Genomic DNA, 21,161 nt, shown 5'->3' with positions numbered 1-21,161 from the left:
TCGAGGTGGATTAGTCCGCCTCGGCTTTATACAAGAGGTAACGATATTGAAGGGAGAGTTGAAGGGTCTACAAAAAACTAACATTAGTCATACTCGCGGTTTTACACTTATAGAGTTGATTGTTGTTATTCTCTTAATTGCTGTTTTAGGCGTGACGGCTTTACCTAAGCTTCAAGGTACCTCTGATTACACATTAACATCCCAGCGTGACCAACTTATTTCTCTATTGCGCACCGTTCAAATGCGTGCAATGCAAAATACTCAAAACGACACCAACACTTGCCATCGCATTATTTTCCAGTCCGATAAAATAGGCTTAAACGCTCAAAATACGTCAGGTGCTAATATTGGCGGTTGTGGCAATGGTTTAATTAATGTTAGTAACAATCAAACTTCAGACTTTTTAATTATTGAAGGCTTATCACCCTACACAGCAACTAATCGCCAAGGTTCAGCAATAAGTACGATGGACTTTGATAGCTGGGGTCGAACCACACTGAACGTTGGTAATTGTGCCAAACCTGGCTGTAAAATCACCTTGGATACAGGTTACGCAGTATGCATAAACGGACAGGGGTACGTTAATGCCTGTCAATAAACTACATGCTAAAGGATTTACATTAATCGAATTGATTGTCGGTATTGTTGCCCTGTCAGGTGCTCTATTAATTTTAACGGGTGTGCTCATTCCTCAAGCTGAAAAAAGCACAAACCCATGGTTTCAAGTGCGTTCTGCCGAGTTAGCGCAATCAATAATGAACGAAATTAATGCTCGCCGTTTTGATGAAAACTCACCAACGTCAGGCGAGCTTGCTCGATGCGATGAGAGTGGTGGAAACGCCTGTATAGCCGACTTGCCAGCTTGCCTTGGAACAGGCCCTTATGCTTGGGTTGAAGAGACTAGTCGTGACTTATATGACGATATTGATGACTTTCATTGCTTAAACGTAACAGGTGATAAAATTACCAACATTGAGAATGGCAGCTTACAAGACATATATAGAGACTTTTCAGTGGAAGTGTTTGTGACCTATGCCGGTGCTGATTTAGGATTAGCTAACAAACGAGCTAAAAAGATTTTGGTCAGTGTAACGCCACCTAAAGGCTCTACAATAAGTTACTCTAGTTACAGGACTAATTACTAATGAGCAAAACTAGTCCTAGCTTTAATCAAAAAGGCTTTACGCTTGTAGAGCTGGTATTGGTTGTGGTTATTTTAGGCATATTAGCCATCGCCACCTCTAAGTTTATTATTTTTGGTACTGAGATTTATATTCAAGCAACGGATCGCCAACACGTTCTTAGTAAAAGTCGTTTTGTTGTTGAAAGATTAACAAGAGAGTTACGAGCCAGCGTGCCAAATAGTGTTCGAGTTTCCGCCGATAAAAGTTGCATCAATTTTATTCCAATCAAAGCCTCTGGCGCATACCGAGATGACGTGGATGCAGTCCAGCCCCCTATGTCACCAAAAGTAGGCAAAGAAATAGATATTGTAAGTTGGTCTGGCACCTATGACGCTAGTGACCGGTTTTATATATACCCGCAAAGCTCTAGAGACATTTACCTTACTGATACTCAGTGGGCGTCAATTTCTTCTGTAGCGGAAAACCCAAACACTCCTAATTATCGAGTTACATTTACACGGGACAATACGTTCCCTTACTCTTCGCCAAATAAACGTTTTTATACTGCACGGACGTCAGTTTATTACTGCTTAACAAACAATACGATTTATCGCTATGAGCAACCTTCAATTTCAGGCTTCTTTTATACTTCTAATATCGTTGCCGCTTTTGGGGACATAATGGCCGAAGGTCTGACTAATGAGTTGGCTTCTGAACCGCCATTTAATTTTAGGCCTGGTGCGTTATATCGAAATTCAGTGGTTAATTTGTATTTTGAATTCGCTGCCAACTTAGACGAAAATATGTTTTTTAATCAAGAGGTTCATATTCCAAATGTACCTTAAAAAAAGCTCTACCTTACAGCCAACGAGTTTAGCCAATCAAGCCGGTAGCAGCTTAATTGTTGCTGTTTTTCTAGTCGTGGTTTTTGCTATTTTGAGCTTAGGAATTACGCAAACAATTTCTTCAAGTAACGATCAAAGTATCAATGAAATTTTAGGCACTAGAGCCTTGTTGGCAGCCGATAGCGGAAATGATTTTGTTCTGCAGCAGCTTTTCCCAATAAACAGTAACGTATCCAATTGCCAAGCTTCACAACAGTTGTACTTTAATGTCGATGGTCTGTTGCATTGCAACGTAGTGATGCAGTGTTCTGAAGAAACAATTTTAAATTCGAGCTACTTTCAAGTAGTCAGTACCGGTGTTTGTAAAGCAGGGTTGCAGGGCAGTAACTCTAATAAACTTATTTTAGACGCAACCTGTTTGGCCAATGAAGTGTGCGTGAGCAGAACCATTGAAGTAGAGGCAAAAAAGCATGAGTAGTAACGTATTAAAGCCCTCAAAAATCGGTTCTTTCGCTTTTTCCTTAATAGCGCTGTCTTTAGTTTTCACTGTTAAATCTGTTAGCGCTGGTGAAGGGTTAGAAGACGCTGTGGTCACTGGCGTCCAATTTGAATACAACAACTCTACTTGGGCAGCCGCAAACTTAATTGATAATGATGAACGAAGTCGATGGCTTAGTCGTTATCAAACCAATGATATTAATATTTTATTAGATTCCACTGGCGATCCGCGCTGTTTTGAAGGTTTAAGTTTAAAAAACTATACGAACAGTGGTCGAAACATCAAAGAGTTTGCCTTATTAACAACGTCAGATGATGCGTTGGCCGCAGACTTTGGTACGGCAGGCTGGATACCTATAGTAGCTGATGAAAACCCTACCGGATTAATCAATTATCTAAGCTGGGCACAGGGCGCGCGAGTCGTTAGTGTTGATTCTGAATATAATTCTACGACTTATGCAGGGTCCAACGTAAACGATGGCGATACTAATTCGCGATGGTTTTCGAGAAATGGCCGAAATATCATTGAATACAATTTTGATACAGATTGGAATGGCTCAACAGGCGATGGCATTACCATTGATGAGTTGGAAGTTTACAATTATGGAGCGGATGATAGATCGGTTCGTGAATTTCAAATTGAATACACCAAAGACGGAACAACCTGGCAGCGTTTAGAGGTGCCAACGTCAATGAGTGGCGATCCCGAGTACATTTACTCAAGAGATATTGATGGTGGTGTGCTGGGATTAGTCGACAGTGCTTATAACAATGCTTACTGGTCGGGCGATCATATTAACGATGGCGACCAAAATACACTTTGGCTAAGTCGTAAAGGCCACAATACTTTTGAATTTACCTTTGACCCAGACCGCAGCGGCGTTTCGGGTGCAGATGGTGACTTCAATGACTTGTTTAACCTAAACCAAATTAGAGTTCGAAATTATGGCGGTACCGATGACCGCTCGCTTCGTCAGTTTCAAGTCGCGGTAAAAACCGTTGCCAATCCCGAGTGGCATAAAATAACTGTACCAGGTGCCGTTGTAGGTGAAGCAAATTATAACTTCGCCATGTCTCATCAAGGTGGCGTATTGTCAGAAATCAGTAGTGAGTTAAATACTACTACCTATGGTGCGGATAATATTCATGACGGTGATGAGAATACCTATTGGTTGGCTAGAAACCAAACCGCGAAACTTGGCTTTCAGTTTGATCCCAACGAAGACGGTACTTTAGGCTCTGCTGAAGACTTGTTCACTTTTGAACAGTTTTATTTGGTGAATTATGGAAACGACGATAGATCGATCAAAGAATTTCAAATTGAAGTAACTACCGCGTCTAATAGTAATTGGCAATTAGTTAACGTGCCGGGAGCAGCCATTGGCGATGCGAACTTTAACTTTGCTATGGTTAATAACGGAGCCAATTTAACTGCCGTTGGTAACGAGTACAATAACAGCACATGGGCAGCGGCCAATATTCACGACGGTAACTCAACAACACTTTGGTTGAGTCGCAATACCAATAACTACCTTACATTTGAGTTTGATGTTGATCAGGACGGTGTGGCTGGCACACAAGATGACTATTTTACGTTTGATAGATTTTCAATTTTAAATTACGGCAACGATGACCGCTCAATATTTGAATTCCAATTAGAGGTATTAACAGCGAATTCAGCGGGTGTTTGGCAAACCATAAAAGTACCAGGAGCTGCCGTTGGCGACGCTAACTTTAACTTTGCGTTGGACAATAACGGTGCCGAGCTAAGCTACGTAGAGTCTGAGTATAACAATACCAATTGGGCCGCTAAAAACCTGATTGACGGTGATTTTAAAACCTTGTGGTTGAGTCGTAAGGCCAATGCCAAATTAGATTTTATCTTTGATGGTAATGGTAACGGAGTACCACAGGAGACCAGTGATGCCTTTACTGCGGAACGGATTTATCTTAGAAACTATGGCAATGATGATCGCTCAATAAAACAATTCCAAATGGCCTATAAAACAGCGGCAAGTGCTAGCTGGCAGTATATTCAAGTGCCGGGCAGTGCAGCTGGTTTACCAAACTATAACTTTTCTTTGCCAGCTCATGGTGGTGAAGTCACGCGAGTGGACTCTGAATATAACAATACTAGCTGGGGCGCTCAGAATATTCATGATGGCAATTACGCAACACGTTGGTTAAGTCGAAAACAGGACAATGAAATTGAGTTCAGTTTTGATACGAATAAAGATGGTATCAATGGCGATGTTATAAACATAGATACGGTTGAGCTAACCAATTATGGAGTGGATGATCGTTCCGTTGCTACGTTCAAAATTCAATATCAACAGTCCAGCAATGTTTGGCAAGACGCAATGTTACCTGACGGTACGATTGTTTTAACATCTGCAATGAGTAACGACGTACAAACTTGGTCAATTGCTCCAATTTCAAATGTAACGGCGGTGCGATTTGTATCACTGACTAACCATGGTGACCCTCAATATACCGGCGTAAGAGAAATTAGCTTTATTGGTGATACGGTTGGACCTATTTACTCTTTTGAAGCTCAAATGAGCAGTGCTGGAGAGTTTTTTGAGTTAGACAGCAATAACCTACCTACTGGGGTAATAGAGTACAGACTTGAAACCGTCACAAATTATGGCGACCCAAATTATACTGGCGCAAGAGATTTTAAACTACTTGGTAAATCAGTTGCCGAAACAACCATATTTACAGCGGAACAAATTGCTGAAGAGCAAGTATTTACGATAGATGCCAATGATGTTCCTACCGATGTTATTGGTGTAAGGCTCAGAACAATAAGTAACCATGGTGATACAAACTATATTGGCGCTCGAGAATTTAAAATATTGGGCGACGCGATCACAGAAACCACCATATTTAATGCACTTGAGAATAGAGATGGCCAGTTATTTACTTTAGATGCCGACGATATTGTCAGCGATGTTACGGGTGTCCGGTTGGTCACCATAAACAATCATGGTGATAGAAACTACATCGGTGCCCGTCAGTTTGAGGTTCGTGGTAGCTCAGTAACTGAGAGCAAAACGTTTACAGCGCAAATGGGCGTTGATATTGAGTCTTTTTATATTGACCCTGAAGACGTGCCCCTCAATGTAACCGACGCAAAGTTTATAACAATTAATAATTACGGAGATCGTAACTATATTGGGGCTCGTGAGTTTGAGTTGCTTGGTCCTTCGGTAACTTCCGCGCATTCTTTTTACTTGCCAGAAAGTAAAGGCCCACACCAAATTGTTTTAGACGCAGAAGACAGAGTAACGGGTGCTGTGGGTTTAAAACTCATCACTATCAATAACCATGGCGATAGAACTTATACAGGTTTAACGGAACTTAGGGTGTTAGGTACGCCAGTTACACCAAGTTATATATTTGAAGGCGAGAATATTACTAGTCTTCAAACGTTCAACTTTGACTCAATAAATGCCAAATACCTACGCTTACATACCATGACAAGCTTTGGTGATAGAAGTTATACAGCGGCGGCTGAACTGTCGCTAATAGAGGGCAACTGCGCTTCGGGCGAATGGCGTTTAGATGAGTTCAGTTGGGATGGTTCTACAGGTGAAGTTAAAGATAGTTCGGGCTCTGACTTTAATGGTAAGGCCCATGGTTTTGCGAACGGCACAGGAGCCAATACTGCTTTTGAAGATGCCGCAATTGTGGGTTCACCAGGCACGTGCCATTACGGTACCTTTGATGGAGAGGACGATTACTTAGAAGTTGAAGATAGAGACAGTTTAGATAATACATCCCAGTTAACGCTTTCTGCTTGGTTTAAGGCTGATTCATTTTCACAAACCAACGGCACTAATGCTCGCGGTATCATGTCGAAAAGGCCAAACTTTTCGAGCAATATTTCTTACGGTATTTTCTTTTTAAATGGCCAAGGCGGAAAGCTATACATAGACATTGATACTCAAAACGATCGTTTTGCTACGCAAAAAGTGTTTAATACTGAGCAATGGTATCATTTAGCCGTTGTTTTTGATGGTACGTTACCGAGCAATGAAAGAGTAAGTGTTTATGTTGATGGCGTATTAGAAGGTAAGTATCCAGAGTCGAGTACGTTAATACCAAATACGGATTCCAATTTTTATATCGGCAACTTGTATACCGGCACTAGTATTTTAAAAGTATTTGATGGTGCTATTGACGAAGTAAATGTGATCCCGTTTGCCTACTCCCAAAGTCAAGTAAACAAGCTCATGAGAAAGGCTAGACCTTGCGTTGCAGGATTGGATCATATTGAAATAGTCCATACTGGAAATGGTGTGTCCTGTGCGGCACACTCGGTAAACTTGAGAGCGTGTGCAAATTCTGACTGCAGCGTGCTGTATAGCGGCAGTGACATTGAGTTTACCCTCAAAAAGGATGTTTCTGGCGTTCAGTCAAATTTAGGAACTTACACCATTAGCGGCTCAACAGGAGTTCTAAATGACGCTCAATTTACTGAAACCAATGTGGGCAACTTTACCTTAACGGGCGAGTCGTCGATAGCAACTGACATTCAGTGTTCCAATACAGCTACCGGCGATAACTCTTGTGATTACAACGTCGCTTCAAGTGGCTTTATTGTAACCTCAGGCAATAATAACAATGCACAATCATGTAGCGCTAATTCATTTACAATTCAAGCGGTGAAGTCGCCAGATACTGGCGTTGGCGGAGCTTGTGTACCTGCTTATTCTAATGGCAATTTTCCTCTCACCTTTAGTTACAATTATGTGGCTCCAGATGCTGGTTCAGTGCTAAATAACGCCGCAGCAAATATCCAGGGGCAAGATCATAGTGCAACACAAGTGGGCACTCCGGTTAGTGTGCCTTTTGATAATAATGCTCAAGCGCAAATCAACGTAAACTATGCCGAGGCAGGCCAAATTTCAATCCAAGTTAATGACGCTGATGGAAACTTATCTAGCACGTCAGCAACACTGGGCTTCATTCCTGCAAAACTATCGGCACAATGGGCCGACGGCGATTCAAACAATGTTGCAGCTATTGAAGAACAAGTAATTATATCGGGGCAGTGTGCCGATGGAACCGTTCTGCAAAATTACGTACCGTCAGGCAAATATTCTGTAGAAGCTAACCGTACAATGCCTTCTGATGCAGAAATTTTATCGGTTGCTCCATCAATAACACCAAATGACCTAGAAACCTTACTGATTGCAAACAGTACAAATGTTGCTCCTAATTCAGGTACTGTGGCGGTTGATATATCAGGCAGTGCCAATACTGCCATATTAAATGTGAATTACGATGAGTCTGCCAGACTTCAGATGTCGTTTACAGACACTGATTATTTGGGGCAAAGCATAAGCACAGACACCCAACTTGAAGGCTTTTTTGCCATAAGTTATTACCAAGCATCAGTAAATACACCTTCCCTTGCAGGTTCTTGTAATGCTTCTAATTATATAGGCCAAGAGTTTGGTTGGGACATTGCGCCTATAATTACCCTAACGGCTAAAAATGCGATTAATGAAACCACAGAGTTTGCAGATGTTTTAAATTATTGGCAGCAAAATTTAACGACTATTAGTACTGAAATGGTTAGTAATACCTATCTTGATAACAACGTAAATACCAATAACTCAATCACAATGAATAATACTAATTTGTCGGTTTCAGAAATTGATACAGATAAAGTAGATGGTTTACGCAGTTACGAGTTGTTAAATCAGCAACTAAAGTATTCAAAAACTAGCTCACCTGATGTTCCATTTGATTCAGACATTAATTTAACAATAACGGCCAATGCCTTTTTGGATAATTTTGGCGTAGGTATAAAGTCGGTAAATACAGACACTTCATATCAGACGGTTCAAATTGATAATATCCAAGGCACAGAGCAGCAGTATGCTCGTATGAAGGTTGATAATGCGTACGGCTCTGAACTACAAGACTTACCGTGGCGAGCGGAGTTGCAAGTTTTTACTAATAGTCAAAATTGGCAGCGAAACAACGATGACAATTGCACTGTATTTACCCAAGATGCAATTACAATTGATGGCCTAAATGAATTTGATGTAGCAAACAATGGACCTAAGTATACGTTAGATACAACTAATGCAACCACGGAGCTGGACGGTTTTGATAGCAAATCCACTGTTACGGCCAATAATGGGTTTATTGTGTTGCCGTTTAAAAGTCCAGGTAGTTTAAATATTGGCAGCTTCAATATAGATGTTGATTTAGAAACCGAAAATGGATTTTTACGCTGGGATTGGGATGCTGATGCAACGGTCACCTTCACTGACGTTGATGGCGACGGTATAGACGATGCACTTGATTTAAACCTACCAACAACCCAAGTTACCTTTGGCCGATTCAGCGGTAATGAAAGAATAATATATAAAAGAGAGCGGTAATGGGTAAAAATTGAAAATTAAAATCGGTTTTTGTAATTTAATCACCGAATTTTCAATTTGTTTGCTCTAGGCTCTTGCCCAGTGAATAACCGTTAGGTAAAGTTAGTGGTTATTATCTTGATGAAGTTCTTAAAGGAAGTAAAAGCGCCATGTTTAAAAATCTGCGCGGCATGTTTTCAAATGATTTGTCTATCGATTTAGGTACGGCAAACACTCTTATTTATGTTAAAGACCAAGGAATTGTTCTTAATGAACCTTCAGTAGTTGCTATTCGTCAAGAACGAGCTGGTGGCCCTAAAAGCGTAGCGTCAGTTGGTGGTGAAGCAAAAAGAATGCTTGGCCGTACGCCTGGAAATATCAAAGCAATTCGCCCAATGAAAGATGGCGTAATTGCAGACTTCTACGTGACTGAAAAAATGTTACAGCACTTTATTAAACAAGTGCATAGCAACAACTTTTTACGTCCGAGCCCTCGAGTTCTAGTTTGTGTTCCTTGTGGAGCCACACAGGTTGAGCAAAGAGCTATTCGTGAATCTGCACTAGGTGCGGGAGCAAGAGAAGTATTTTTAATTGAAGAGCCGATGGCCGCTGCAATTGGTGCCGGCTTACCTGTATCAGAAGCAACGGGTTCAATGGTTGTTGATATTGGTGGTGGTACAACTGAAGTTGCAATTATCTCGTTAAATGGTGTGGTTTACTCTTCATCAGTACGTATTGGTGGTGACCGCTTTGATGAAGCGATTATTAACTACGTGCGTCGTAACTTTGGTAGCTTAATTGGTGAAGCAACGGCTGAGCGAATTAAACAAGAAATTGGTTTTGCTTACCCGTCGCAAGACGTAAAAGAGTTAGAAGTACGTGGCCGTAATTTAGCTGAAGGTGTTCCTCGCTCGTTTACTCTGAACTCAAATGAGATTTTAGAAGCGCTTCAAGAGCCACTTTCTGGCATTGTTAGTGCGGTAATGGTTGCGTTAGAGCAATCTCCTCCTGAGCTAGCGTCTGACATTTCAGAGCGCGGCATGGTATTAACTGGCGGTGGTGCATTACTAAAAGACCTTGATCGCTTGTTGATGGAAGAAACGGGTATTCCAGTAATTATTGCTGACGATCCGCTTACCTGTGTTGCTCGAGGTGGTGGTAAAGCGTTAGAAATGATTGATGTTCATGGCGGAGATGTATTTAGCTACGACTAATAGTCTGGTTAGGTAATTAAAGCTTGAACAATAACGGCAGTTTCGACTGCCGTTTTGCTGACAATCCGTTTAATATTAGGTAACCGTATGAATCCCATTTTTGGCGCAGGACCAGCCCTAACACTAAGATTTGCAATAGTTTTTGTTTTAAGCATTGTTGCAATGACAGTTGATGTTTATACGGATAGTTCAAAACAAATTAGAAATACTCTCAGTAGTGTTGTTGCTCCTATTCAATATATTGCGGACTTACCGCAACAAAGTATCGATAGCCTTTCAAAGTACGCGGCACGTAAGCAGTTTATTTTAGACGAAAATACTCGTCTAAAGAATTTACAACTCATCCAAAACGAAAAGCTGCAACGCTATCAAATGTTGCTTAATGAAAACGCTAAGTTAAGAGCGCTGCTCGATACAAACGCGCGTATTGAAGCAAAAAAAGTCGTAGCTGAAATAATGGCGGTAGCCAATCATCCATTTTCACACAATGTATTAATAGACAAAGGTCAGTCTGCGGATGTTTTTGCTGGGCAACCTGTTATAGATGAGGTCGGTGTAGTTGGTCAGGTAATATCAACGGGCAATAATACCGCCCGAGTTATTTTGTTAACGGATCAAACCCACGCGATACCAGTGCGCAATCTAAGAAACGATATAAGAGCAATTGTAAGTGGTACCGGCGATATCAACCGTATGGTGCTTAATAACGTGCCTCACGACACAGATATTAAAGTGGGCGATAAATTAATTACGTCGGGCCTAGGTGGATTATTCCCAGATGGTTACCCGGTGGCTGTGGTTAAAGAGGTACACAACGATCCCTCAAAACCATTTCTAATTGTGAGTGCATCCCCAGTAGCACAGGTTAATAGACTCAGGCACGTTCTTTTACTGTGGCCAGATAAAAAGGATCTTGAATAGTGGCTCGAATTACAAAGTCTTCATGGTGGTTCATTGGAATTACTCTTTTTATTGCGCTTATTTTAAGCATTATGCCGCTACCTTTAGAATTAAAAGCATTTCGCCCAGACTGGTTAGCATTGGTATTAATATATTGGACCATGGCATTACCACACCGAGTTAATGTTGGCGTAGCGTGGATATTAGGTTTTGCATTGGATATTTTACTCGGCACTATTTTGGGCGTTCACGCCCTTGCTATGTCCATAGTTATTTATATCTCGGCTAATAACTTTCAAAAATTAAGAAACTTTTCTATCTGGCAACAGGCGTCTATTATTTTTATATTTTTGATTCTTTACCATTTTGTTATTTTTTGGACTAATCGATTTTTGATTGATGTTAGTTTTTCCATTGAGTATTTGTATCCAGCACTTACAAGTAGCCTCTTTTGGCTATGGTTGTTTCCTGTTCTTCGTGGTTACAGAAGACGCTTTAAAATACGATGAGGCTTTATGAAAATTATACTCGCTAGTCAGTCTCCAAGAAGAAAGCAATTACTCGGTTACTTAGTCCCAAGCTTTGAGCAACAAAGTGCCGATATCGATGAGTCCGTTTTAGATAACGAAGATCCTCAACATTACGTTGAACGACTTGCAAATCAAAAAGCCGTTGCCATATTTAATAAGATCATCAGCCCTGAAGACTCACTGGTTATTGGTTCAGATACGACGGTGGTTAACAATGGCGAGATATTAGGTAAACCAGAAAGCCTGGACGAATGCAAAAGCATGTTAATGGCGCTATCAGGCAAAGAACATCAAGTAATGACGGCCTATAGTGTAGTTACTAAAGCTAAAACAGTGACTAAAACGGTAATTACAAGCGTGCAGTTTGCAACAGTAACCGAGCAGCAAGTTATTGACTATTGGCATACCGGAGAGCCGCAAGATAAGGCCGGTTCTTATGCCATACAAGGCATTGGTGGCAAATTTGTTACTTCTATAAATGGTAGTGTGAGTGCGGTTGTCGGATTGCCACTCGTTGAATTAGACGCGACATTGAAGGAATTTAAGTAGTATGAGTGTAGAGTTACTAGTTAACGTTACTCCAAGTGAAACAAGAGTTGCAGCGGTTGAGAATGGCATGTTGCAAGAACTTCACGTTGAGCGTCAAAGTGCGAGCGGAATTGTTGGCAACATCTACTTAGGCAAAGTAAGTCGAGTATTACCAGGTATGCAAGCAGCGTTTGTCGATATCGGTATGGAAAAAGCCGCATTTTTACACGCATCCGATATCATTACTTATGACGATGAAAAAGATCAGATTACCTCCAATAGCAATACCGCAAGAGACATTAAAGAGTTAGTTCGTGAAGGACAGAAAATTATCGTTCAGGTAGTTAAAGACCCTCTAGGCACAAAAGGTGCGAGACTGACGACGGATATTACGTTGCCCTCTCGATACTTAGTATTTATGCCAGACTCAAAACATGTTGGTATTTCACAGCGAATAGAAAATGACAGAGAACGAAGTCGTTTAAAATCCATAGTTGAAGAGCATTACGAAGAAGGTGAAGGCGCCTTTATCGTGCGCACTGCGGCTGAAGGCGCAGGCAAAGAGGAATTGGCACAAGATGCTTTATTCTTAAAAAAACTGTGGCAAAAAATCATAAAGAAAAAGAAAAAAACGCGTAATCAAGCCGTTTTATACGAAGACTTGAGCCTAGCGTTTAGAGTGATCCGAGACTTTATTACCGACGAACTTGAACGTGTTCGAATTGACTCTAAATTGATGTATGGAGAACTTACCGCATTTACTGAAGAGTTTATGCCAGAGATGACGTCTAAGTTAGAGTATTACCCTGGTGAGCGTCCAATCTTTGATTTGTTTGATGTAGAAGCTGAAATTAAGCGCGCATTAGACAAAAAGGTAGAGCTAAAATCCGGCGGCTATTTGGTTATTGACCAAACGGAAGCAATGACCACAATAGATATAAATACTGGTGCTTTTGTGGGACACCGAAGCTTAGAAGACACTATTTTTAATACTAATAGTGAGGCAACACAAGCCATTGCTCGTCAGCTTAGATTGCGTAATTTAGGTGGCATCATCATTATCGACTTTATTGATATGGACAGTACTGACCATCAACGTCGTGTCCTACACAGTTTGGAATTGGCGCTGGGTAAAGATAAGGTAAAAACTAAGATAAATGGCTTCTCTAGTTTAGGCTTAGTTGAAATGACGAGAAAGCGCACACGAGAAAGTTTAGAGCACGTTTTATGTGGCACTTGTCCAGCTTGTAAAGGTCGAGGTTATGTAAAAACGGTAGAAACTATTTGTGCCGAATTATTGCGTGAAATTGTTCGTGTAAACCGAGCTTATAAAGCAGATCAATTTATTGTTTATGCTTCACCGGCCGTGGCTGAGTCACTAATAAACGATGAATATCATAATCTAGCAGAGCTTGAAGTATTTATTGGTAAACAAATTAAAGTCAAAACGGAACCTATGTATAATCAGGACCAGTTTGACGTAGTAATGATGTAGTAGGGTTTCAAAAGGTCATGAAAGAGTTTTCAACCATATTAGAAAATGAAGAAGCAACGGTTGCAATGGGCAATCATATTGCGCAGTCTTTGTCGCAGGGCATGACCATATTTCTTCATGGTGATTTAGGTGCGGGTAAAACCACATTAAGTCGAGGCATTATTCAAGGCTTAGGTCACAATGGTCGAGTAAAGTCTCCAACTTATACTTTGGTAGAACCTTATGAGCTTGAGAATATAAGTGCATATCACTTTGACCTTTACCGTTTGGCAGACCCTGAAGAACTTGAATTTATGGGCTTTCGTGATTATTTTAATGACAAAGCGCTCTGTTTAATTGAGTGGCCAGAAAAGGGCCAAGCCTTTTTACCTAAGGCAGACCTTGAGTTATATTTGACATATGCCGACGAACAGCGTGAAATAAGGTTTCAAGCCTTATCGGAAATAGGCGAGCAGACTGTTTTAAAAATAGAGTCCAAGTATTAATAAGTGGTTATGAGGTTAAATTTTTACAGTGTCTAAACTAATACATTCGTTAGTTATTTTTTGCCTACTTTTACTAGCACCTCAAAGTGTTGCTGGTGAAAAGATTGATGGTATTCGTATTTGGCCAGCGCCGGATTCAACTCGAGTGGTTTTAGACTTATCAGGACCTGCAGAATACACCTACTTTGAACTTAAAAATCCTCAACGTCTGGTTATTGATCTAAAAAACACAAAGTTGTCTACGTCATTAGATGGCCTTGCCGATGATGCAAAAGTGCTAACAAATGTCCGAAAAAGCACACCAAAAAGTAAAGGTTCAACACGTCTTGTGTTAGACCTCTCACAAAATGTAAATCCAATGCTATTTGCATTAGTTCCTGCGGGGCCTTACGGTCACCGACTAGTGGTTGACCTTTTTAATGCTGAAGAAAAAGTTCAACAAGCTAAGCGTAAAATTGAAACCGACCGAGACATTGTCATTGCTATTGATGCTGGTCACGGCGGTGAAGATCCAGGTTCTATTGGTCGCGCGGGCACTTATGAAAAACATGTCACGTTAAAGCTAGCTAAGAAAATAGAGAGCCTCATCAATAAAGAAAACGGTATGCGAGCTATTATGACTCGTACCGGTGATTATTATATTGATCTTAATAAACGAACAAAAAAAGCACGAGACGCGAAAGCCGATTTATTAATCTCTGTGCATGCAGATGCCTTCACTTCGCCAGGCCCAAATGGCGCTTCGGTTTGGGTTCAAAGTAACAGAAGAGCAACCACTGAAGTCGGTCGTTCGTTAGAAAGACGAGAAGAATACGGCCAGCTGCTTGGTGGTGTATCGGAAGCGTTAAAAGATACAAATACAGAAAAGTATTTAGCCAGAACCTTTATCGATTTATCAATGGACCATTCACGCGACCAAGGCTTCACGGTTGCAAATACTGTATTAGGCGAGCTAAAAAAGATTACAAAACTTCATCAACGCAAGCCTCAGTCGGCAAGCTTAGGTGTTTTAAAGTCACCGGATATTCCGTCTATATTAGTGGAAGGTGGTTTTATCTCTAACCCTAGAGAAGAAAAAATGCTGACCAACGCATGGCAGCAAAACCGTCTTGCTAAAGCTATTGTTAACGCAGTAAAAACGCATTTTAAAAAACGTCCACCTGATGGCACTCGATACGCCAAGCTTCATAAAGTGTTAAAACACAAGGTAAGAAGTGGCGAGTCATTATCACTTGTGGCACAAAATTATAAAGTGAGCGTTTCTTCTATTAAAGCGGCTAATCGACTTAAAAATGACATGATCAAAGTTGGTCAGGTCCTTTCCATTCCTCAGTCATAAGTCAGCCAATGACAATTAAAATATTACCGCCACAATTGGCAAACCAAATCGCCGCCGGTGAAGTGGTAGAGCGTCCCGCGTCGGTAGTGAAAGAATTGGTTGAGAATGCGCTTGATGCCGGTGCCACAAAAGTCGAGATCGATATTGAGCGTGGCGGTCATAAAAAAATCTTAATAAAAGACAATGGCAAAGGCATTCAAAAAGACCAGTTAGCGCTAGCATTATCTCGACATGCAACCAGTAAAATTACCAATATATCTGACTTAGAAGCTATTTTAAGCTTAGGCTTCCGAGGTGAAGCATTAGCCTCAATAAGCTCTGTAGCAAGACTAACCATGACATCTAAGCCTGAGTCTCAAAGCGAAGCCTGGTCTGCGATTGCAGAAGGGTTAGATATGGAGGTTGATGTTAAGCCTGCCGCGCATCCAAATGGCACCACAGTTGAAGTTTTAGATTTATTTTTTAATACGCCAGCCCGCCGAAAGTTTTTACGAGCTGAAAAAACAGAATTTAGTCATATTGAAAGCCTGATTCGTCGAATCGCCATGAGCAGACCAGACGTCAGTTTTGTACTTCAACACAACAACAAAGTCGTTAAGCGCTATCGAGCGCAGTCTCAAACGGAAGATAAGGTTGCTCAGCAGTCAGCTCGAATAGCCGAAGTGATTAATGCACAGTTTGTCGAGCAGTCGAGTATCAGAACCGCTCAATATGACAATATTTCCATATCCATTTGGGCAAAGTCACCAAGTGAATGTAAGTCGGTAAATCCTGCGCAATACTCCTTTGTAAATGGTCGAATGATGAGGGACAAGCTGATTCAGCATGCCATTCGTCAGGCATATTCAAGCTCGTTAAATTCAGAACAACAACCGGAATATGTTTTATTTGTTGAACTGCCAGCTAACGAGGTTGATGTAAATGTTCATCCAGCTAAACACGAAGTGCGCTTTCATCATTCAAGATTACTGCATGACTTAATTGTTGGCACTATTCAAGAAGGCTTAACTGACTTTCATCAAGTACAACAAACGGCACCAGAGTGGCTAGCGGAACCGCAAGCTTTAAACAGTGTTATTGCAAACGAAAAACCTAAAACGCTGAGTGAAAAGGCAGAGACGAGCTACAGCAACCCCACTACATTCTCCGGTTTAAAACCAAAACAACACTCAGTGGACTCGGTAAATCCGTCACTATTTGAAGATGCTTCTTCTGCATTATTGAACACCCCGCATGCCGAGTATAAAAAACCGTTGAGTGATAAAGTAGGTATAGACTCGTCGAACCAAATTAAGCCAACATCACAGGTTAAGAGTGTTAGTGACGTCAGCAGTGATTTCAGCATCGTTTTTACTCAACTGAGACACGCTTTAATACAATATCAAAATGAACATTGGGTAATAGATCTATCGGAGTTATTTGATTCTAACTCTAACTCGCACTCTACAAGCTCATTAACGACGGAACAGTTGAAGCCAGCTCCATTACTTGTGCCTATTAGAATTAAATTAACTGAGGCAGAACTCATTAAATTTAAGGCCTATGAGCAAGAAATATTAGCCAGTGGATTTGATACTAAAATTCATCAACACTATTTGATTATAAAGCAAGTGCCAACGTTTGTTCGAAGTAGAAGTAATAGCCAATATTTGCCTGAGCTATTTAGCGAGTTACTTAAACGTGACAAACTTACCACTGGAATAATTACTAATATCTTAAATCAAACAGACAGTATTCCATTAGAACAGGCGCAAATACTCAAACAATTGCATATACTTAAACAAAGTAGCGACTTTTCGATAAAATGGTCTTTGGTGGCAAAACCTGTAGACCTGCAGCAATTATTTAAAACGCTTTAACCGTTTAAACGACAACCTTCAGAGAAACCTTGATCAATGTTTGAAAACGAAAATAAAACCGTAATTTCTATTATGGGTCCAACAGCATCAGGAAAAACTGATTTAGCGATGCAGCTGGCCGACTTAATCAATGGTGACTTGATAAGTGTCGACTCCGCTCTTATATACAAGGGCATGGACATTGGTACCGCAAAACCAACGCCAGATGAGCTGTCTAAATACCCGCACCAACTTATTAGCTTTTTAGATCCAGCTGAGGTTTATTCGGCAGCTGATTTTAGAAAAGATGCGTTAGAGGCTATCGAAAAAAGCTTCAATAAGGGGAAAACCCCTATATTAGTTGGCGGTACCATGATGTATTTTAAGGCTTTAGTTGAAGGGATATCTGATTTACCGGAAGCCAACAGCGAAATAAGAACACAAATAGAAACGTTGGCAAACGATAAAGGTTGGCAACATGTTCATGACTTATTAGCTGAAGTTGATCCGGTAGCAGCAAAGCGAATTCATCCAAACGATCCGCAAAGAATCAATCGGGCATACGAAGTGTACCTGATAAGTGGAAAGTCGATGACTGAGTTAATGTCTCAGGAAAAACAGCCGATACCTTATAATATCAAGCAGTTCGCTTTTATGTGCGATGATAAAACTGAGCTACATAAAAGAATAGAACAACGTTTTGATATTATGTTAGAGCAAGGGTTTAAAGGGGAAGTGGAGCGTTTGATCCAAAGACCTGACTTGCATCTAGATTTGCCGTCAATACGAGCCGTTGGATACCGCCAAATGTGGCAACATCTGAAAGGTGAGCTTGATTGGAACGAAATGGTTTTTCGTGGTGTTGTAGCAACAAGGCAGTTGGCTAAAAGGCAGCTTACGTGGTTACGTAGTTGGCCTAACGTGATGTACCTAGAAGTAGGAAAACAAAAAGAAAACTTGCAACGGGTAATAAACTCGCTAAGCTAGTCTTAGACAAAGTTGTATTATCGTTAATGTGCAAGGTTTACCTAACAAAAACAATAAATAATAAAACTAAAAAGAAGGAACATTGACAATGGCCAAGGGGCAGTCCTTACAAGACCCGTTTTTAAATGCATTACGTCGTGAACGAATCCCAGTTTCGATCTATTTAGTGAACGGTATAAAATTACAAGGTCAGGTTGAATCATTTGATCAGTTTGTCATTTTGTTAAAAAATACATTGAGTCAAATGGTTTACAAGCATGCAATCTCAACAATTGTGCCTGCGCGACCATTCCAGACCAACCCGCATTACGCTGGTAATGAAGAACCAGAACAATAATTATTATTTTCAATAATTATTAAACTAATTTTGAAAGGGAATACGTATAAACGTATTTCCTTTTTTGCATTTTAACTGTGCAAAATTAATCAACCCCAACCCAGGATAAACATTTGTTTGATAGATATGAAGTCGGCGAACAGGCCGTTTTAGTACACGTTAATTTCTCTGCTGAAAATGATAGAGAAGACATCGAAGAACTTGGATTACTAGTATCCTCTGCAGGCGTTTCTACGCTTGCTGTAGTCACAACAAGCAGACACTCCCCAGACGCAAAATATTATGTAGGTACCGGCAAAGCTCAGGAAATAGCAGATGCGGTGCAAGCGGAAGGCGCGGACATTGTAATATTTAATCACTCTTTATCGCCTTCTCAAGAGCGTAACTTAGAAGCGCTGTTTCAATGTAGAGTATTGGACAGAACTGGTCTTATTCTTGACATCTTTGCCCAGCGAGCAAGAACTCATGAAGGTAAGTTACAAGTTGAGCTTGCGCAGTTGAAACATATCTCTACCCGATTAATCAGAGGTTGGACTCACTTAGAGCGTCAAAAAGGTGGTATTGGTTTACGAGGTCCAGGTGAAACTCAGTTAGAGACAGATAGACGTTTATTACGAGCTCGAATTTCTCACATACTTTCTCGACTAGAAAAAGTATCTAAACAGCGTGAACAAGGCCGTCGCTCTCGTAAAAAAGCGGAAGTACCAACGGTATCGTTAGTTGGTTACACCAACGCCGGTAAATCAACATTGTTTAATGCACTGACAAATGCCGATGTGTATGCGGCTGATCAATTGTTTGCTACGTTAGACCCAACATTAAGAAAAATAGATTTAGCGGATGTTGGCGAGACAATTCTTGCAGATACCGTTGGTTTTATTCGTCACTTACCACATGACTTGGTTGCGGCGTTTAAAGCAACGTTAACGGAAACGAGAGAAGCTGACCTTCAACTTCATGTGATTGATGTTGCTGATCCTAGACGTAGTGACAATATCTTCCAAGTTGAAGAAGTGTTAAGGGAGATTGAAGCGGACGATATTCCTCAATTACTTGTTTTTAACAAAATTGATTTATTAAAAGACGCTGAGCCACACATTGAGCGAAACGATGAAGGCAAGCCGGTATCCGTTTGGTTAACTGCTCAAAAAGCCCAAGGCCTAGAGCTTATTCAACAAGCAATGTCAGAGTTGCTTGGTCTTGCAATGTGGGATGTAGAGCTTATTCTACCGCCACAAGAAGGTAAACTAAGAGCAGAGTTGTATCAGCTCAACGGAATCTTGGATGAGAAAATAGACGAAAATGGTCATTTTGTTTTAAGCGTGCGTATTAGCAAAATAGACCAGCAACGTTTGAATAAACAAATGGGCTATGGCATTGAAAAATGGCAAAGTAGCCACTAAATAGACAGACAGTGCAGTTTGTTTGCAGTATTGACTCAATTTCATAGAGTTATGCAAACGACTTTGCTAAATTAAACAGTAACTTTTCTGAATGAAACTGGAGTAACTTATGGCCTGGAATGAGCCGGGAAATAATAATAACGATCCGTGGAAAAATCGCGGCGGCAAAGATCAGGGGCCACCTGACTTGGACGAGTTATTTAAAGATTTAGGCAATCGATTTAATGGTTTATTTGGCGGCAAGCCGAGTAAAGAAGGTAAAGGACCTGGCGGCATTGGTATTTCTATAGTACTTGTTGTTGCATTTGTTATTTGGTTCTTATCGGGTTGGTATACATTACGCGAAGCAGAAAGCGGTGTGGTATTGAGATTTGGTGAATACACTGAATTAAAAGAGCCAGGTCTTCGTTTTAACCCAACGTTTATTGACAAGGTTATTCCAGTTGATATTCAAACGGTTCGTACAATTCCTGCATCAGGTTTCATGCTGACTCAAGATGAGAACGTGGTTCAAGTTGAAATGGAAGTACAGTACCGAGTACTAGATCCAAAGAACTATTTATTCTCTGTTCCAGATCCAACAAACAGCTTACGTCAGGCGACTGACAGTGCATTGCGTTCGGTTATTGGTAACTCTCGAATGGATGACATTTTAACATCTGGTCGTGAAATTGTTCGTCAAAGCACGCGTGAAGAATTGGAAGCAATTATTGAACCTTACAAGTTAGGTTTAGCAATTGTTGATGTTAACTTCAAAGACGCACGTCCTCCTGAGCAAGTTAAAGATGCGTTTGATGATGCTATCGCCGCCCGAGAAGATGAAGTTCGTTATGTTAACGAAGCAAAAGCTTACGCAAGTGAAGTTGAGCCTCGTGCTCGTGGCCAAGTTAACCGTATGGTTCAAGAAGCGACAGCTTACAAACAAGGCAAGATCTTAGCGTCACAAGGTCAAGTAGCTAAGTTTGACCAACTACTGCCTGAATATAAAGCAGCGCCAGAAGTAACGCGCCAACGTTTATATTTAGAAACGATGGAACAAGTATTATCAAATACATCAAAAGTGTTAGTTGATACTAAAGGTAATGGCAACATGATGTACTTACCTCTAGACAAAATCATGCAGCAGCAAGGTGTTTTACCAGCCACTGGTCAACGCCCAGCAACAGATTACAATACAGGCTCAGGTCAAACGACACAGCCGACACAAAGCAATCGCCCAAGTCGTGGTGACCGCTTTAATGATGGGAGAAACTAA

17 protein-coding genes are annotated in these 21,161 nt (G+C 40.8%); all 17 read left to right on the top strand.

Annotated features, from left to right (window positions below; translation table 11 throughout):
* Positions 1 to 46 precede the first annotated feature (46 nt).
* The 17 genes from GNP35_RS10340 to hflK all read left to right on the top strand — a co-directional run bounded on the left by GNP35_RS10340 (position 47) and on the right by hflK (position 21,161).
* The gene (locus GNP35_RS10340) at positions 47 to 598 is read left to right on the top strand and encodes a prepilin-type N-terminal cleavage/methylation domain-containing protein (protein WP_155696007.1); all 552 of its coding nucleotides are present in this window, start codon (positions 47 to 49) and stop codon (positions 596 to 598) included.
* Positions 585 to 1,145: a type IV pilus modification PilV family protein gene (locus GNP35_RS10335; protein WP_155696006.1), complete on the top strand. Its 561-nt coding sequence runs from the start codon at positions 585 to 587 to the stop codon at positions 1,143 to 1,145. Before GNP35_RS10340 ends, GNP35_RS10335 begins: the two co-directional genes overlap by 14 nt.
* A complete protein-coding gene (locus GNP35_RS10330; protein WP_155696005.1) occupies positions 1,145 to 1,969 on the top strand; it encodes a prepilin-type N-terminal cleavage/methylation domain-containing protein in 825 nt (274 codons plus the stop codon). Before GNP35_RS10335 ends, GNP35_RS10330 begins: the two co-directional genes overlap by 1 nt.
* Positions 1,959 to 2,447 carry a hypothetical protein gene (locus GNP35_RS10325; RefSeq protein ID WP_155696004.1) on the top strand — a complete coding sequence of 163 codons (489 nt, stop codon included), beginning with the start codon at positions 1,959 to 1,961 and terminating at the stop codon, positions 2,445 to 2,447. Before GNP35_RS10330 ends, GNP35_RS10325 begins: the two co-directional genes overlap by 11 nt.
* Entirely contained in the window at positions 2,440 to 8,871 is a 6,432-nt protein-coding gene (locus GNP35_RS10320) for a DUF6701 domain-containing protein (protein ID WP_155696003.1), read from the top strand. The genes GNP35_RS10325 and GNP35_RS10320 overlap by 8 nt, the downstream gene beginning before the upstream one ends.
* A 149-nt stretch (positions 8,872 to 9,020) precedes the next feature.
* Positions 9,021 to 10,064, top strand: a complete 1,044-nt coding sequence (locus GNP35_RS10315) for a rod shape-determining protein (protein ID WP_155696002.1) — start codon at positions 9,021 to 9,023, stop codon at positions 10,062 to 10,064.
* An 87-nt stretch (positions 10,065 to 10,151) separates the two neighbouring features.
* On the top strand, positions 10,152 to 10,985 hold the full coding sequence (gene mreC, locus GNP35_RS10310; RefSeq protein WP_155696001.1) for a rod shape-determining protein MreC: 834 nt from the start codon (positions 10,152 to 10,154) through the stop codon (positions 10,983 to 10,985).
* Between the two features lie 8 nt (positions 10,986 to 10,993).
* A complete protein-coding gene (gene mreD, locus GNP35_RS10305) occupies positions 10,994 to 11,473 on the top strand; it encodes a rod shape-determining protein MreD (protein ID WP_330997786.1) in 480 nt (159 codons plus the stop codon).
* 6 nt (positions 11,474 to 11,479) lie between these two features.
* On the top strand, positions 11,480 to 12,043 hold the full coding sequence (locus GNP35_RS10300; protein ID WP_155696000.1) for a Maf family protein: 564 nt from the start codon (positions 11,480 to 11,482) through the stop codon (positions 12,041 to 12,043).
* A 1-nt stretch (position 12,044) separates the two neighbouring features.
* Positions 12,045 to 13,517 carry a ribonuclease G gene (gene rng, locus GNP35_RS10295; protein WP_155695999.1) on the top strand — a complete coding sequence of 491 codons (1,473 nt, stop codon included), beginning with the start codon at positions 12,045 to 12,047 and terminating at the stop codon, positions 13,515 to 13,517.
* Positions 13,518 to 13,534: 17 nt separating this feature from the next.
* Positions 13,535 to 14,002 carry a tRNA (adenosine(37)-N6)-threonylcarbamoyltransferase complex ATPase subunit type 1 TsaE gene (gene tsaE, locus GNP35_RS10290; RefSeq protein WP_155695998.1) on the top strand — a complete coding sequence of 156 codons (468 nt, stop codon included), beginning with the start codon at positions 13,535 to 13,537 and terminating at the stop codon, positions 14,000 to 14,002.
* A 28-nt stretch (positions 14,003 to 14,030) separates the two neighbouring features.
* A complete protein-coding gene (locus GNP35_RS10285) occupies positions 14,031 to 15,341 on the top strand; it encodes an N-acetylmuramoyl-L-alanine amidase (RefSeq protein ID WP_330997768.1) in 1,311 nt (436 codons plus the stop codon).
* 8 nt (positions 15,342 to 15,349) lie between these two features.
* Entirely contained in the window at positions 15,350 to 17,200 is a 1,851-nt protein-coding gene (gene mutL / locus GNP35_RS10280; RefSeq protein WP_155695997.1) for a DNA mismatch repair endonuclease MutL, read from the top strand.
* A gap of 36 nt (positions 17,201 to 17,236) precedes the next feature.
* On the top strand, positions 17,237 to 18,166 hold the full coding sequence (miaA, locus tag GNP35_RS10275) for a tRNA (adenosine(37)-N6)-dimethylallyltransferase MiaA (RefSeq protein WP_155695996.1): 930 nt from the start codon (positions 17,237 to 17,239) through the stop codon (positions 18,164 to 18,166).
* An 88-nt stretch (positions 18,167 to 18,254) separates the two neighbouring features.
* The gene (hfq, locus tag GNP35_RS10270; protein ID WP_155695995.1) at positions 18,255 to 18,503 is read left to right on the top strand and encodes an RNA chaperone Hfq; all 249 of its coding nucleotides are present in this window, start codon (positions 18,255 to 18,257) and stop codon (positions 18,501 to 18,503) included.
* A 113-nt stretch (positions 18,504 to 18,616) separates the two neighbouring features.
* Entirely contained in the window at positions 18,617 to 19,906 is a 1,290-nt protein-coding gene (gene hflX / locus GNP35_RS10265) for a ribosome rescue GTPase HflX (RefSeq protein ID WP_155695994.1), read from the top strand.
* 109 nt (positions 19,907 to 20,015) lie between these two features.
* Positions 20,016 to 21,161, top strand: a complete 1,146-nt coding sequence (gene hflK, locus GNP35_RS10260) for an FtsH protease activity modulator HflK (protein WP_155695993.1) — start codon at positions 20,016 to 20,018, stop codon at positions 21,159 to 21,161.

This window comes from Psychrosphaera haliotis, assembly GCF_009728465.1.
In the GTDB taxonomy this organism is placed as follows: domain Bacteria; phylum Pseudomonadota; class Gammaproteobacteria; order Enterobacterales; family Alteromonadaceae; genus Psychrosphaera; species Psychrosphaera haliotis.
Note: the sequence above shows the minus strand (reverse complement) of the source record. Positions and strands in the feature narration are given on the sequence as shown.